The sequence below is a fragment of the Candidatus Firestonebacteria bacterium RIFOXYD2_FULL_39_29 genome (assembly GCA_001778375.1).
Lineage (GTDB): Bacteria > Oederibacteriota > D2-FULL-39-29 > D2-FULL-39-29 > D2-FULL-39-29 > D2-FULL-39-29.
In genome coordinates, this window is the sequence record MFGV01000074.1 from 58,460 (window position 1) to 74,059 (window position 15,600).

A 15,600-nucleotide genomic window follows, 5' to 3' on the forward strand; every position below is an offset into this window, starting at 1 on the left:
TATGTGGGCAAAACCATCAAAAGAAGAGCTTGAAAGCGTTCCAAAGCTGTATGAGCAAGACGGAGAAGGAACTGCTGAGAAAATAGTTTACATGCATTTCTTTGTAGCAAACTGTGACTGGTATATAACCGAGTACGATAGGGTGGATACGTTTTTTGGATTTGCAATTTTAGGCGATCCAGAAATGGCTGAGTGGGGTTATATAAGCTTCATGGAATTAAAGAATCTGAAAGTATCTTGGCTCGAAGTGGATACGGATAAACATTGGCAAGTCAGGAAAGTAAAAGAAGTACCAAAGATCGTCCAAGCTAACGGTTCTTGGTGAGATATTTGCAATAGAGGGTTAGTAGGCAGTTTAAAGATAGTTCAATAGAGGGTTTACGAGGTACCCAAAATGGTTAAATTATATTTTAAAAGGGCAATTCTAAGAAATAATAGTGGGATAGGTAGTTTATATGAAAAGATAGGATTTGAGAATATTCTATCAGGAGAAATACGGCACCCTGTTAAAAGGAGAAAAACTATCTCGACCTTATATTCTTATTTATTTAATTATTGTTTCAGGGAGAAACCACCTATTCAACTATCTATGAAACCCTATGAAACTATCTATTTTTACAAATCCCAGAAAAACCTACTCTTTATAATATTTGTTCCTAAAAACTTGGGACAAATAGGAAGAAAGTTAACTCATGGCATAAAGCAGACGGGAGAGGACGGATTAAAATTTACTCAAGAAGGGGGTGTGATAAATATTTCGGGTTATAGATTGTTAGTGATCATCACTAATGAGCAAGGGTTTACGGATAAGACTATACCAAAGGAAGTTTTGGTTTTGTTCTAAAAAGGAGGGGTTTTGTTATAGAAAACCAAAGGATACTTGGGGTGTACTATAGACGGGACGGATAGGCATGGATAAGAAAATGCGTATAACGGGGGTAAAGATGACAAAAAAGGATAGAATCGAATGGAGCGTGGCAAAAGAACTGGCGGATAGGGTCTGTAAAGAGCTTGAACCTTGGTGTGAAAGGATAGTTGTGGCAGGGTCTATAAGGCGGATGAAACCAATAGTCGGAGACATTGATTTGATTGCAAAAACAAAGCAAGAATATACCAGAGAGTTTGTAATGCAAAAGTTCTGCGTTTTAGGAGAACAGATAATAATGAGCGGGATAGTAAAAAGCTCGATAGTCAAGGAAGGCAAGCAAATTGATTTGAACCTGCTCTTAAGTAATAACAATTGCTCTGGTGCATTTATTCTTCATCACACAGGAGGGTGGATCTCAAATATGAAGCTAAGGCAAGTAGCAAAGAACAAGGGTCTAATGTTAAGCCAGTACGGTGTGTTTAAAGTAAGCCCTGATGGGACTCAGGAATTCATAGCAGGAGAGACGGAAGAATCAGTTTACAAAGTGTTGGGGCTTCCGTACGTAATTCCTGAACGGAGAGAATAAAATGGCGAAACATAAGCTAACCTCGTTAATCACTGAAATTGAAGGTTATTGTTGGAGCATAAACCAAATATATTATGGGTGGAATGATCGGGTGTATAAACCCCGTTTAAACGAGAATTTGATGGGAGGCATTAAAGGTATGGAAGGTAATATTGGATACTTAAAAAATGGAGGTGGTTAAGATGTATACAAGGAAGAAAGAAAGTGAATTCTTAACGGAGGATGAGGCAAGGTTGATTTGTTCCCTGCCTGATCAAAGGACGGCAGAGGGTAAAAGAGATATGGCAATTCTAACCCTGATGTTAACGACAGGATGTAGAAAAGCCGAAGTCTGTGATCTAACGGTAGGGAGTATAAAAGATTACAGGAACCAAAAAATATTGGAGGTTATCGGTAAAGGAAATAAGCTCAGGAGGATTGCTCTAAAGCCAGATACTTGTGAATTGATTATGAAGTATCACAGGGCAATCGGAAACGGTCATGATCCGAGCCAGCCGTTGTTTCTAACTCTTGGTAAGCACGGGCCATTTAAGAAACAAGGGTTAACTCATTGTGCAGTGGATTGTATAGTCTGGAAGTATGCCGAGAAAAGTTGCCTAACAAAAAGAATAACGCCGCATACTTTAAGGCATACGTTTGCCACGACCTTACTTTCAAAAGGAGTGGATTTAAGGACTGTCCAAGATCTCATGGGTCATTCCGCAATAAGCACGACTGAGTTATATCTTCATACAAATGACGACAAAAAGTTTGAAGCTGTCTGGAAACTAAACTTTAATTAAAGGAGGATAAAAATGTACGGTGTTCGTAAACCAGAAAAGAAAAACGCTGAAAGGATGAGGAGACTTAAAATTACGGCTGTTAAGGTTTGGCTGTATCATTACGAGAACGGAAAGCTGATTGAAAGTTATATCCGTTCATTGGATAAGTACGATAGGCAAGGCAGAGTAATATCTTCAGAGCAGTATAATAATAAAGGCAAGGTTACCTCCAAAAGTATTTACGGGTACTTGAATGACGGGAGGATTACCGAGGTAAAATATTTACATGGCAAGAAGCTTTGGCAGATGAGCTACCGTTATACAAAGGATAAACAGATTTCTGTGATTAGATTCTTTACTCAGAAAGGCAGGATTAAGAAGCTCCGAAGATATGTTACAAGGTTTGATGAAAAGGGCAATGTTTTGGAATCAATAACCACCGATCAAAAAGGTAGAAAATATATTCTTGAAAAGTTCGTCCATGAGTATTCCAAGGAGACGGAGGCGATATGAAGGGTTTGTTGAAGAGGATGAAAGATGGGGATGTCGTGGTGGTTGTTACTGGCAAAGTTACAGAAAACTTAAGAGGTATTCTAGAGGCATTGGTAAAGCGTAATAATAGTTTAGTTGTAAAAAAGGTTTCAAGAAAGAAGCGCCACATCACGATAAAAGAAGTATATGATGATTTGATTGTAAGAAGGGCTGTAATTATCCTTACTGATAAAGCAGAATACGAAGCCATAGTAATTGGATAGTTGTCTGTAGACAAAAGGCAAGTAATGTGTTATACTATAATGGACAAGGAGGGACAACAATGGACAATGCAGATGAATTACCATGTATAGGGGAGATGTTAACTATTGAAGATGTATCGAAGTATTTAAAGGTAAACAAAAAGACAATTTACAGGATGATTAACTTAAGACAGATACCTGCTTTCAAAGTAAGTAACCAATGGCGATTTAAAAAATGTGAACTTGACAAATGGATTGATGAAAGCAATGTTGTAACAGAGATTCCGATTCTAGGAACAGTTGCGGCAGGGAAACCCATGTTTGCAGAGGAAAATTATGAAGGGATGCTTACAGTAGATAAGTCAATAGTCGGGAAGTCAAAAGATATTTTTGCGCTGAAAGTTAAAGGTTCGAGTATGATCGATGGGAACATAGAAGACGGGGACTATATTGTTATCCAAAAACAGCCTCAAGTTTTTCAAGGCGAAAGAGCTGTTGTAATTGTAAACGGCGAGGCCACGGTAAAAAAGTACTATGAAGAACAAAATATGATCAGATTGCAACCACAAAATGAAACAATGCAACCAATTATTGTTGACCCGAGTACGAATGAAGTTTCTATTGCTGGTAAAGTTAAAGCTGTCATTAAAAGAAATAAAAAAGTTGTGAGGGATTAAAATGAATGATTGTTTTCAAATACTTTCATTAGATGGCGGTGGGATAAAAGGTCTATTCTCGGCAGTGTTACTTGCTAAGCTTGAAGAAGACCTCAAAATAAAGGTGATTGATCATTTTGATTTAATAGTAGGAACTTCTACCGGAGGTATTATTGCTTTGGGCCTCGGGTTGGGAATGACGCCAAAGGAGATTGTCGACTTTTATCTTGAGAAAGGCCCAAGGATATTTGCCGGTATCCCTGTTGCTTCATGGTTTAAACATATTTTATTTAATAAATATGATGGGAAAATACTAGAAGATATTTTAAAAGATGATAAATGTTTTGGTTCGAGATTGCTTGGAGAAAGCAAAAAACGATTGGTAATACCATCTTTTGATACTGATTCGGGAGAAGTGTATATTTTTAAGACGGCACACCATGAACGGTTTAAACGAGATTTCAAATATCCTGCTTGGAAAGTAGCGCGTGCAACAACAGCAGCGCCTTCATTTTTTCCGACATGTAAGTGCATTGATAACATTAGTTTGGTGGATGGAGGATTGTGGGCGAATAATCCGAGTATGATTGGCTTGGTTGAGGCAATCAAGGTATTAGAAATACCTATTGATACGATAAAAATATTGAATATCGGGACAACAGAAGAATTATCAAAAAAATCCTTTGTATTGAAATATTTCGGGGGTTGGTTGCCAAGGGCTTTGCCTGCTATTAAAACGATATTGCAAGCTCAATCTTCCGCGGTTTGTTCTCAATGCAAGTTATTAATAAAAGATCACTATGTTAGAATTAGTCCAAAAGTACCAGAAGGATTATTCAAATTGGATAAGCTAAACATGCAAGACTTGTATGCTTTTGCTTCAAAGCATAGCAGAGATAACTCTCCTATTTTTGAGAATGTTTTTTCTGGACACAAGTCAGGAGAGTTTGTCCCAATTCACAAAATATAATGTAGGAGGAAAAGAAAATGTTAACAGCTGATAGAGTTTTAAAACTTGCGCATGACTTAGATTCAATTGTGGAAAATTTAGATATATCTGAAAGCAGATATTTAGAAGCTGTAAAAAGATATGAAGCTGTTGGATCATGGTTGAGTAGTGAAAAGTCTCCATTGCTTAAATTAAAGTTCATACCAAGGATATATTCTCAAGGCTCTTTTCGTCTTGGTACTGTAGTAAGGCCGATCAATAATAAAGATGAGTGCGATATTGACTTGGTATGTTTACTAACAGCAGAAGAGCAGAAAAGCATTACATCGAAAGAACTAAAAGAAATTGTCGGGGAAAGCCTGAAACAGAATGGGATATACGCAAAGTTGCTCGATAAAGAAGGAAGAAGGTGTTGGACGCTCAATTACGAGAATGAGTTCCATTTGGATATTTTACCTGCCATATTAGATGTAGAACTAAATAAAGTTGGTGGTTTGTATAAAACAGCGATAAAAATTACCGATAAAGCTGAGAGTGTGTATAAGTGGGAGCCTAGTAATCCAGATGGATATGCGACATGGTTTTCAGAAAGGCAAAAATTGATATTTGCCAGCTTAAAAAAATCTATGGCTGCATCTTTAAAAGAGAGTATAGATGAAGTACCAGATTATAAAGTCAGGACACCTCTTCAGAAGAGTGTTCAAGTTCTTAAGCGTCATCGAGATGTATATTTTGATGGAAAAGAGAATAAGCCTGCATCTATAATCATTACAACTATATGTGCTGTGTTATACAATGGGCAAGCGGATGTGTATACTGCTTTGCATGACATCTTGAGTGATTTTGATATTGAACAATATAAGAAGGAAGAAGGCTATTATTTGGCTAATCCGTCCAATATTGCTGAGAATTTTATGGAGAGATGGAATGAAGATGACTCCCTTCCATTGGCTTTCTTTGAGTGGTTGGAAGATGCTAAGAATGATTTTTGTGATACAGGATTGATAAGAAAAAGTAGTGCAGATGTAACTACCATTCTCGAGGCAAAACTTGGAACCACTATAAAGACTACAAGAAATAATCTTGTTAATAGCGTTCCTCTAGTATCAATAAACACTGGGAATGTTAGCAAGAGACAGCCATGGGGTTTGTAGATGTTGACAGTCAATATAAAGAATTAAGGAGTCAATACCCATATTTGTTCTTGAATAAAGATGAGAATGTTTTTCGTATTAGCGGAACAATTGTTATCAATGTTGCCGAACTAAATGATGCTTTTGAAATTGAGATAGTTATTGATAAAGAATATCCTCTGAAACCACCCTTTGTTAGAGACCTTGATTCTAAAATACCGAAAGACTACCATCGCATTAAAGGTGGATACTTTTGCTTGGAAACCCCATACACGTTAAATCAAATATTTAAACAGCAACCTACATTGCTTTATTTCGTTAATGAGTTAGTTATTCCGTATTTGTTTAATTATCATATGTTTCAAAAAACAGGGATAATGCCTTTTGGGCAAAGGAATCATGGAATTACAGGCATAATGGATGATTTTAAGAATCGGTTAAATGCAAACGACGATATTACTGTAATCAAGCTTATTCAGATGTTAGTGGAAGATAATTATAGGGGCCATTATGACTGTCCGTGCGGGAGCAAAAAAAGGATTAGAAATTGTCATGCTGATAAATTGTTAAAATTAAAAGTTGAAGGATATAACTTTATGGAAGATTATCTCATGATGGTGTTTTCTGTCAAAGATAAAGTAAATATTGTGCCATTGATTTCCAAGAAGGCAAGGCAATTTATTAAGGAGAAGGGAGATTCCCCAAAGCCAGATAAGCTATAAAACTTCCCTCGTTTTATTACACAAAATATAGTTCAAGAAGAAAATCCCTCCATGGAAACATTAACAAAATCAATAAGTCGGAAAATCGAGTATGATGGTTATTTCCCTCGTTTTTTATATCAAGTGATTATTATTTGCTGAAAAACCTGATTTGGGGCGAATAAAAATGAATAGGGGTATTGACAAAAACAGGAAACAGAGGTATACTTACAATAAATAGAGCGTGGCTGAATCGCGTCGCGCTGGTTGAATTTGAAGTTACCGAGAAAAACCTTCTATAAAACTTCTCATGGTCGAAAGACCGCGAGGAGTTTTTTATTTTGTAGTCAGAAAAATAGAAGGAGTGAATAAATGGAAAAATCTCGGGAAGGCAATCAAAATAATACGCACATTGTAAAAGCTGTAAGAATAGAACCTCCTGAAGTTGACGAATATTATCTTATAAGCGAAAGAGAAAAGGTGCAAGTACTGTCTTTGGAAGATGATAATTCGGCTGAGGTTCTTTTTCAAAATGAGAAATATCCAAGGGTGGTTAATTACTTTGATGATTGGGAACTGCTCCCCTATGAAAAGATCAAAAACCAAATCATCGAAGTAAGAGAACAGAATAAAAGACCTTTTTTGATCAAAAAAGAAGTTGCTTCCTTGGTGATAGAAAGTTTGTGTAAGCACGGATTCTTTGCTTGGAGCAACGAAGAAAGTTATTACTTTAGAAACAAAGACCACAAGCTTTTCAGTGTTAATTCGATAGCCTTTCAAGCTTTTGTCGAGTTTAGCTTTGGGTTGAATTCGACCGAAATAGAATATAAGTATTTAATTGAGAGTATCAAAGCCTACGCCTACCGTGAGAAAACAGTAACTGTTTACAACTTCTGCTTCTATAATAGATATTTAAGTTGCCTGTATATTTCTAGCTTTGACGGGATGATGTATAGGTTAAACGGATATATAGTTGAGTCGGTTCCAAATGGGACAGACGGTATTCTATTCATAGATGATCCAAGTTGGGAGTCATTTGAGTACTTGGGTCAGAATATAAGATCGGGATATGTCTCAGAGCTATTAGTGGATACAATAAATTTTACTTTATCAACAGAGGTGCTACTCCTTCCAAGTGAACAACGGGGTTTTTGGTTGCTAAATATATTTTCCCTGTTTTTTGAAAGTCTATTGCCTACAAAACCACTAACGCTGTTTCTGGGTCAGAAGGGGTCTGGAAAAACCTCAACTTTGTCTTGGATATTGTCGCTTTTTTTTGGAAGCAAGGTGCGAGTTCTTTCTATGGGAAAGGATAAAGAAGATGCTTTCCTTGCAAGTATCTGTAACGAATACTTAGTGGTCTATGACAATGTTGATGGCAAGATTCTTTGGCTAAATGACCACTTAGCAGCTGTTGCCACGGGATCGGGTATAATTCGCAGAAAATTATACACGACGAATGAAAAGAGTAAAATGTTTCCGCGGGTGTTTATATTTTTGACTTCAAGGACTCCGAACTTTAAGAGAGATGATTTAGCAGACAGAATGCTCATTTTCAATGTTGAAACATTTAAAGAGTTCAAATCTGAAGAACAATTAAGAAAGGAAAGAGCAGATAAAAGAAACGAATTGATGACAGAATTGCTGAATGACCTTAACACAATAGTTCAACACTTGAAAACAGATGGGAACCCAGAATTTAAGACAAACCACAGGATGGCTGATTGGGCTAAATTAGTATGTAGGATAGGCAGAGTTGTAGGGGTGGAAAATAAAATTATTTTGGCATTGGAGAAGCTTCAGCATGATCAAAGTGAATTCTTGCTTGGGGATGAACCTATAGCACAGGCACTTGAATTGTGGACAGGAATACCGGGGTATGAAGCACGGAGCCTAACTGCGAAAGAGCTTCTGGATGAACTAGGGTCTGCATTCCCTGAAATAAGGAGCACATATAGGAGTCCGAAAAGTCTTGCTCAGAAACTCACACACATAGAAAAGAATTTGAAGATCTACTATGAGATAAAGACGGAAAAGGAGGAGGGCAAAGCTAAAACATATAGTTTTAGTAAACGGAAATAGGAGATATAAATGGACAAACACTATATTATTAAAAAGGGATTCACAATCCGATTATATCGCTTATATTGTTTATTGGTAAAAAAATTTAAAAATATAATATTATATATTTTCACTTCAAATGAAATAGTGATATATGGAAAATCGGTCTAAATATTTAGGTCATTATGGTTTTCTGTATTATTTCAAAGCTGATGTCTTGCCTCAGCTTATATTACACAGGAGGTAGTGTATGGCTTTAGAAAAGTTGAGAGAGTATTTTGGGGTTACAGAAATACCACAGAAAGAGGTAGAAAAGGTTCCTGAAAAAGTATCAACAAAAAAAGGATGTTTGAAAATGGTTCAGGTAGGGCTGGATATGGATGACAACAGCCAATTGGAAAAAGGCAAGGATATAGAGAATTTGCCTGATTGGTTATAAAAAAAGGAGTATTAGAAGGAGGGCGAGTTTATGGGTAAGGATATTATCGAAGAATTATATAATGTTGACAAAGTTCTAAATATTCCGTTTGTCGGTTTAGGGTTGATCGGAGAAAAGCTTGTGGTGTCATTTGAAAAAGACGATATGACCACAGAGAGGATGTCCTGCTTTACGGAAGGGCATTACACAGGGAATCCCAGTATAAGGCTTCAGGCAGGGGAACGGTTCATTGTTGCCACAAGAGCTCAAAGGCAGGCTCTTACGGTCAAGCCAGAGGCTCTAAGCGTTGAACGGCGTTACTTGAGCGTGAAAGAATGTGCCGTATATACTGGGGTTAGCGTTAAAACGCTGTATCGGTGGAGCCGTGAGTCCAAAGTCCCTACCAGTAAAATCGGACATATCCTGCGGTTTGACAGGGCAGAAATAGAGAAGTGGGTAGGCAGGTATAAAAGGAGCGCTACTAATGCTGACCTTTTGGATTGAAAAGACGGCTACGAAGGGCTATTATTGTAGCGGATACAAGGGGACAGCTTTGGTCGAGGAGACCAAATGTTAAATGAAGCTGTTCCATATCCTAACCTGACAAGGCGTAAAAGCGGAGTATGGCTTTCCGATTTTATTGATCCGTCAGGTAAGAGGATACGCCGTTCTTTGAAAACGAAAGACTTGCGATTGGCACAAGTAAGAGTCCGAAAGATGATGTCGGAAGCCTACGAGAAAGGATACTTCGACCTTAAGAGACCAGTAAAGATGTATTTTTCTGAATTGGCTGAGAAAGTTCTTCAATATGCTAAGGACAAAACCAGAAGATATAAAAAGGTTTATCTGCCGACTATCAAAACGTTAACAAAACATATTGGCAGGAAAACGCTACGTGAGATTACTAAGGGCGTAGTTCAGGAAGTTCAAGCAGAGATAAAAGAAAGCATATCGGAAGTCAATTCAAATAATGCGATGGTTGTCTTAAAGCGGATGTTCAATCTAGCGATCGACTGGGAATATATAGAAACTAATCCAGTCAGGGGCATCGAGCTTTACAAAGTGCCCAAGAGAAAAGTACGGTTTTTAACAAATGAAGAAATTGAAACTGTACTTGGTTGCTGTGTAGGGCAGATGAAGGATATCGTTTCAGTGGCTTTGCATACGGGGATGAGGAAAGGGGAAATACTCGGTTTAAAATGGGACAACGTTGACCTGAGTAACAGGTTGATAGTCTTAGATAAAACCAAGAATAATAACATAAGAGAAATTCCCATGAGCTCTGACACCTATGGCATGCTACTGAAGAAGTATCAGGAGAGAAAGCCCCACCGAGAAGACTATGTTTTTCCAAACGCTGATAACGAGCAGTATCGAGATGTGGCGGCGTTTAGGAAGGCGGTAAGCTTGACGGGAATTAAATGCAGGTTCCATGATTTACGACACACGTTTGCTTCTCAGTTGGTTATGGCGGGCGTTGATCTTGTCACGGTCAAGGAGCTTCTGGGACACTCAGAGCTTGATACAACACTCATCTATGCCCATCTGGCACCGAAGCATAAGAAAGACGCCATAGCTAAGTTGGAGTTGCACTACGATAAAGTGGCGGAAGAAAGTTTTTCGTATAGCCCAGATTTGCTCAAGAGGGCGTAACCGTATGGCACATTTTAGTCACATTTTGAAAAAAAGTAAATTTATCAGATTCAACTTTACAAAACGCCTTGTAGATGCTAATATAAATTCCAGTGCGGGCGTAATTCAGCGGTAGAATGCCACCTTCCCAAGGTGGACGTCGAGGGTTCAAGTCCCTTCGCCCGCTCCAAAAATCAAAATACCTGCGCATAAAAATAATAAAATTCTACAAGCATATTTAATATTTGAACCCTCGATGTAAGAGTTGCAGGGGATGTGGAGACCGTAGTAAAGGGGATAACAGTCCGGCTTTTCGGACGCCATAGGGGGATTTATTTCCCCATTTGGGGAGCGCTAGCGACGGTGCGGGTTTCCGCTACTTTGGCGGATCCCTTCGTCCGCTCCATAATTTTGCACTGTAAAAAATCTAAAAACCTCTAAAAATAACAAAACTGTGCTATAAAGTGAAGCAATAAAACACCGCAATTTGCTAGACACTAGATCCCTCCCCTCCTAAGATTGGAGGGTCCTTTTTTTTGGCAAAAACATATATTAAGGACAGATTTGAATAAGATACAAAAAGACACTGGGTCCTTGATTAAAGCCTTCAAGGATGGCATTTTTAGAGGAAAAATAAAATATTTTAATGCCACAAAATAGTCAAAAACATCGGGAAATTGTACAAAAAGGAGTGAAATTCTCCAGTCTGCCAGAAGACACTGGATCCCCGATTAAAACACTCGGGGACGCCATTTTCTTCTAAAATATTATAAAAAAAATGGCGCTTTTTTTCTTGACACCAACTACCTATAGTAGTATATTAAAGCCGTCGCACAACAGGTAGTGTTATTTAAAAAAAATTAGAGCCGAAAAAATGGCGGGATATATAGGAGTGATAGTATGATTCAGAAAACGTTTTTGGATGAAGAATCCAAAACCAACCAGGAAGGAGCTAGGAAAGAAGAAAAGAGCAAAAGGAAATTACCCGAACTAAAACTTTCGCCCAACTCTTTGACGGTCCTCAAAAAAAGATATTTAAAAAGGATCAGTGATAAGGAAACAGAAAAACCTGAACAGATGTTCTGGCGTGTCGCGGAAAATATAGCGCAGGCGGAAAAAAAATATACTCCGATGATGTCTCCCGAAAGGCTGAGGGAGATCACGGAAGAATTCTACTCGCTCATGGTAAATATGTATTTCCTTCCAAACTCGCCGACTTTGATGAATGCGGGCAGGGACTTGCAGCAGCTCTCCGCATGTTTTGTTCTCCCGGTGGAAGACAAGATGGACGGGATATTTGAATCCATAAAAAACGCGGCGCTCATTCATAAGAGCGGCGGCGGTACCGGCTTTTCTTTTTCAAGATTAAGACCGAAGGATGACAAAGTAAAATCCACGGGCGGGGTTGCGAGCGGTCCGATATCATTCATGAAAGTTTTTAACGCTGCCACTGAAGCCGTAAAACAGGGCGGCACCAGGCGCGGCGCGAATATGGGAATTCTTTCCGTAGAGCATCCGGATATTTTGGAGTTCATCACCGCAAAAAATAATACCGGCGAGCTGAATAATTTTAATCTCTCTGTTGCTGTCACCGATAAATTTATGGATGCGCTTGCCCGGGATGAAGAGTATGATCTTTTAAATCCGCATACCAGAACACCGATGAAAAAATTAAAAGCAAAAGATGTTTTTAATCTGGTCGTGGATTCCGCGTGGAAGAACGGGGAACCGGGGGTTATTTTTATAGACAGAATGAACGCCGATAATCCCACTCCTGCGCTTGGCATGATAGAGAGCACCAATCCTTGCGGTGAGCAGCCTCTTCTTCCTTATGAGGCCTGCAATTTAGGCTCTATCAATATGGCAAAGATGATCACCCATAGAAACGGCAGAGCGGAAGTGAATTATGAACTTTTAAGAGAAACGATCAAGACCGCTGTCCGCTTCCTGGACGATGTTATAGATATGAACAAATACCCTCTGCCTGAAATAGACGCGATGGTAAAGGCCAACAGGAAAATAGGCCTTGGCGTTATGGGTTTTGCCGATATGCTTATTGAGCTTGGCGTGCCTTACAGTTCTGACGAAGCGCTTAAACTGGGTGATTCCGTTATGACTTTTATTGACGAGGAATCAAAAAAGGTTTCCGCTTCCCTGGCAAAAGAAAGAGGCCCTTTTCCTAATTTCGAAAAATCGATCTACGGCAAGTATACTCCGATAAGAAATGCCACAACGACTACAATAGCTCCGACCGGGACCCTTTCCATAATTGCCAATGTCAGCAGCGGTATAGAGCCGATCTTTGCCATCTCCTATATAAGGAACGTAATGGACGGCACAAAGATGATAGAAGTTAACCCGATATTTGAAAAAGTTGCCAGAGACAGGGGTATCTTCTCGGACGCGCTTATAGAAAAGATCGCGGAGAAGAACACTCTTCACGGTATGGATGAAATACCTGAGGATATCAAAAAAATATTTGTAACAGCGCATGATATAGTACCTGAATGGCATGTTCGTATGCAGGCGGCCTTTCAGAAATCCGTAGATAACGCGGTGAGCAAAACGGTTAACTTCCCGCATGAAGCTACGAGAGAAGATGTCAGAATGGCCTATGTTCTTGCTTACAAAGAAGGGTGTAAAGGCCTCACGGTTTACCGTGACGGAAGCCGGAGCGAACAGGTTTTAAGCACCGGAGCTACCAATACTTCTGCGGCTGTACCGGTCACCACCTCTGCGCCTGTAAGAGAAGGAAGAGAAAAAATAATACCGCGCTCAAGACCGGCGATGACTATGGGTGTGACCCAGAAAGTAAGTACCGGCTGCGGGAGTTTGTATGTCACTATTAACTCTGATGAAAAAGGTCTCTGTGAGATATTTGCCCAGATGGGAAAATCCGGAGGTTGTGCGGCTTCGCAATCAGAAGCTGTGAGCCGTCTTATATCTTTGGCTCTCAGAACCGGCATAGATATAGAATCCGTACTTAAACAGATCAAAGGTATCCGTTGTCCGTCTCCTCTCTGGGACAAGGGCAATATGGTACTTTCCTGTCCGGATGCCATTGCCAAGGCAATAGAAAGGTTCATACAGTCCGGCGGGGTTACAAAAGCTGCTGCTTCTGCCGCTGCAAAAATGGAAGCGCCTGCAGCGCTGCCAAAGAAAAATGATTCAGAATCCCTCTCAGCTAAAGTAACAAGCGGTACCAAAGAGCTGGCGGGAATGTGCCAGGATTGCGGTAATATTCTTGAATACGTCGAAGACTGCGTGCTTTGCAGATTCTGCGGCTATTCAAAGTGCGGTTAAGAAAGAGTCTCAAGGTTTTAAAGGAAGATATTTTAAGACGGGCGTTCAAGCCGAGCGCCCGTTTCTTTTCTCCCGGAAACACGTATTTCGCCTTATAGATAATCACTTAATGCAAACTTGACAATCTACAAAAAAAAATATTATACTACAATATAGTTTTTCAAATGGAGGAAAAATGAGCGATAAAAAGTTGGGAGTTGCAATAATAGGAGCAAAATTTGCCGCAGGTCTTCACGCCGAAGCTTATAAGCGTATCCCGGAGGTGGAGATAAAAGCAGTAGCGGATATCAATCCGGAGGCAGTTGCCGCATTTGCAAAAAAATACGGGATCAAAAAGACATTTACGGACTATAAAGAGATGATCAAGCTTCCTGATGTTGATCTTGTAAGTATCTGTGCTCCGAATTTTCTTCATAAAGATCTCGGGGTGGAGATAGCAAAAGCAGGTAAGCCTATGATCTGCGAAAAACCGCTGGCTACCACTTTGGAAGACGGAAAGACACTTTTAAAAACCGTGGAAAAACATAAGGTCAAACTTTTTTACGCAGAAGACTGGATATTTGCTCCGGCATTAAAGAGAGCCCGGGCAATATATGATGAAGGAGCTATTGGAGATGTTCTTTTTCTCAAAGCCAAGGAGACGCATTCCGGAACACACTCTCCTTTTGCGCAGAAGAAAAAAACATGCGGCGGCGGTTCCATGATACATCTTGGTATTCATCCTATCGGCTGGGCGAGATGGTTCAAGGAAAAAGAAGTTGTAGAAGTAACGGCAAAAACGAGCGGCGGTGGAAATACCAACCTGAAGCATAAAAACTACGAAGTCGAAGATTGGGCTTGCGGTATTTTAAAATTTTCCGACGGGACGTACGCGCTTGTGGAAGGTAACTATATTACGGTCGGCGGCTTGGACGACAGCGTGGAACTTTACGGATCAAAAGGCGTCGTGAAGGTTAACTTGTCGCAGGGTTCTCCGGTTTCTGCTTTTACACTTTCTGGGTTGAGCTATGCCATTGAAAAAGCAGAGATGACGAACGGCTGGACTAAACCGGCGGTGGATGAAGAGAATGAACTCGGGTATGTGAGCGAGATAAAGCATTTTGTGGATTGCGCTATTTTAAATAAAGAGTCTGTCTGGGGTTCAAAAGGCATTGACGGCTTAAGGGCTCTTGAAGTAATAGACGCCATATACAAGTCTTCTGAGACAGGTAAGGCGGTAAAGCTGTAAAAGACCTGCAAAGTTAAAGAAAAATCAAAAAGAGGTAAAATGGTAAATAAAGAGAACACCAGTTTTGAGATAAGGAATTTTAAAACAGATACCGCGATCGTGGCTTTTGGAACTACCGAACAGCATTCATCGCACCTTCCGGTGAAAACTGATGCTTTTCTTGCCGAGAAAGTGTGTGAAAAAGCGGCAAAAGAAGTAAAAGCTTACCTGCTGCCTGTAATGCCCTTTGGAAATTCCAGTGAAAATATGGAAGGGGCGGGTACAGTGACGTTAAGCTCTATGACGCTTCGCTCGGTGCTTATTGACATTGCGGATTCCTTATTCAGACAGGGGTTTAAAAAAATATTTGTTGTGAATTTCCATGGCGGTAATTTTATATTAAAACCTACCGTGCGGGAGATAAATTATGAAGGAAAATATGACGGAAAGGTGTTCCTTGTGGATATGGCTTATAGTATTCTAAAAGGCGCCGGGGATGACCTGCACGCGCAGCCAATAAAATGTTTAGTCTAACAGGTGAAAGTCCTGTCTTAGCAAATTGTCCGTTCCAGCTAAGTAGATATATCTGAC

At 39.6% G+C, this 15,600-nt stretch carries 18 protein-coding genes and 1 tRNA gene; all 19 read left to right on the forward strand.

The window, feature by feature from the left end:
* The first annotated feature begins 1 nt into the window (after position 1).
* The 19 genes from A2536_06385 to A2536_06475 all read left to right on the forward strand — a co-directional run bounded on the left by A2536_06385 (position 2) and on the right by A2536_06475 (position 15,543).
* On the forward strand, positions 2-325 hold the full coding sequence (locus A2536_06385) for a DUF2958 domain-containing protein (protein OGF45129.1): 324 nt from the start codon (positions 2-4) through the stop codon (positions 323-325).
* 69 nt (positions 326-394) lie between these two features.
* A complete protein-coding gene (locus A2536_06390; GenBank protein ID OGF45108.1) occupies positions 395-844 on the forward strand; it encodes a hypothetical protein in 450 nt (149 codons plus the stop codon).
* A gap of 100 nt (positions 845-944) precedes the next feature.
* Positions 945-1,454 (forward strand): hypothetical protein, encoded by a 510-nt coding sequence (locus A2536_06395; protein OGF45109.1) that lies wholly within the window; start codon positions 945-947, stop codon positions 1,452-1,454.
* Between the two features lies 1 nt (position 1,455).
* Positions 1,456-1,635 (forward strand): hypothetical protein, encoded by a 180-nt coding sequence (locus tag A2536_06400; GenBank protein ID OGF45110.1) that lies wholly within the window; start codon positions 1,456-1,458, stop codon positions 1,633-1,635.
* A 1-nt stretch (position 1,636) separates the two neighbouring features.
* The gene (locus A2536_06405) at positions 1,637-2,236 is read left to right on the forward strand and encodes a hypothetical protein (protein ID OGF45111.1); all 600 of its coding nucleotides are present in this window, start codon (positions 1,637-1,639) and stop codon (positions 2,234-2,236) included.
* A 12-nt stretch (positions 2,237-2,248) separates the two neighbouring features.
* Positions 2,249-2,728, forward strand: a complete 480-nt coding sequence (locus tag A2536_06410; GenBank protein ID OGF45112.1) for a hypothetical protein — start codon at positions 2,249-2,251, stop codon at positions 2,726-2,728.
* Positions 2,725-2,970 (forward strand): hypothetical protein, encoded by a 246-nt coding sequence (locus A2536_06415; protein ID OGF45113.1) that lies wholly within the window; start codon positions 2,725-2,727, stop codon positions 2,968-2,970. The genes A2536_06410 and A2536_06415 overlap by 4 nt, the downstream gene beginning before the upstream one ends.
* A 59-nt stretch (positions 2,971-3,029) precedes the next feature.
* Positions 3,030-3,626 carry a repressor LexA gene (locus A2536_06420; protein ID OGF45114.1) on the forward strand — a complete coding sequence of 199 codons (597 nt, stop codon included), beginning with the start codon at positions 3,030-3,032 and terminating at the stop codon, positions 3,624-3,626.
* Position 3,627: 1 nt separating this feature from the next.
* A complete protein-coding gene (locus A2536_06425) occupies positions 3,628-4,575 on the forward strand; it encodes a hypothetical protein (protein ID OGF45115.1) in 948 nt (315 codons plus the stop codon).
* Positions 4,576-4,592: 17 nt separating this feature from the next.
* Entirely contained in the window at positions 4,593-5,708 is a 1,116-nt protein-coding gene (locus A2536_06430; protein ID OGF45116.1) for a hypothetical protein, read from the forward strand.
* Positions 5,696-6,409 carry a hypothetical protein gene (locus A2536_06435; GenBank protein OGF45117.1) on the forward strand — a complete coding sequence of 238 codons (714 nt, stop codon included), beginning with the start codon at positions 5,696-5,698 and terminating at the stop codon, positions 6,407-6,409. The genes A2536_06430 and A2536_06435 overlap by 13 nt, the downstream gene beginning before the upstream one ends.
* 351 nt (positions 6,410-6,760) lie before the next feature.
* Positions 6,761-8,470, forward strand: coding sequence for a hypothetical protein (locus A2536_06440; GenBank protein ID OGF45118.1), 1,710 nt, complete (start codon positions 6,761-6,763; stop codon positions 8,468-8,470).
* 229 nt (positions 8,471-8,699) lie between these two features.
* A complete protein-coding gene (locus A2536_06445) occupies positions 8,700-8,888 on the forward strand; it encodes a hypothetical protein (protein OGF45119.1) in 189 nt (62 codons plus the stop codon).
* Positions 8,889-9,188: 300 nt separating this feature from the next.
* Positions 9,189-9,371 (forward strand): hypothetical protein, encoded by a 183-nt coding sequence (locus A2536_06450; protein OGF45130.1) that lies wholly within the window; start codon positions 9,189-9,191, stop codon positions 9,369-9,371.
* 66 nt (positions 9,372-9,437) lie between these two features.
* A complete protein-coding gene (locus tag A2536_06455; protein OGF45120.1) occupies positions 9,438-10,520 on the forward strand; it encodes a hypothetical protein in 1,083 nt (360 codons plus the stop codon).
* A gap of 94 nt (positions 10,521-10,614) precedes the next feature.
* Positions 10,615-10,689 (forward strand) — tRNA-Gly (locus tag A2536_06460).
* Positions 10,690-11,510: 821 nt separating this feature from the next.
* Positions 11,511-13,802 (forward strand): ribonucleoside-diphosphate reductase, adenosylcobalamin-dependent, encoded by a 2,292-nt coding sequence (locus A2536_06465; GenBank protein ID OGF45131.1) that lies wholly within the window; start codon positions 11,511-11,513, stop codon positions 13,800-13,802.
* 175 nt (positions 13,803-13,977) lie between these two features.
* Positions 13,978-15,030, forward strand: a complete 1,053-nt coding sequence (locus A2536_06470; protein OGF45121.1) for a hypothetical protein — start codon at positions 13,978-13,980, stop codon at positions 15,028-15,030.
* Positions 15,031-15,069: 39 nt separating this feature from the next.
* Complete coding sequence (locus A2536_06475; GenBank protein ID OGF45122.1) at positions 15,070-15,543, forward strand: hypothetical protein; 474 nt, start codon at positions 15,070-15,072, stop codon at positions 15,541-15,543.
* Positions 15,544-15,600: the final 57 nt, after the last annotated feature.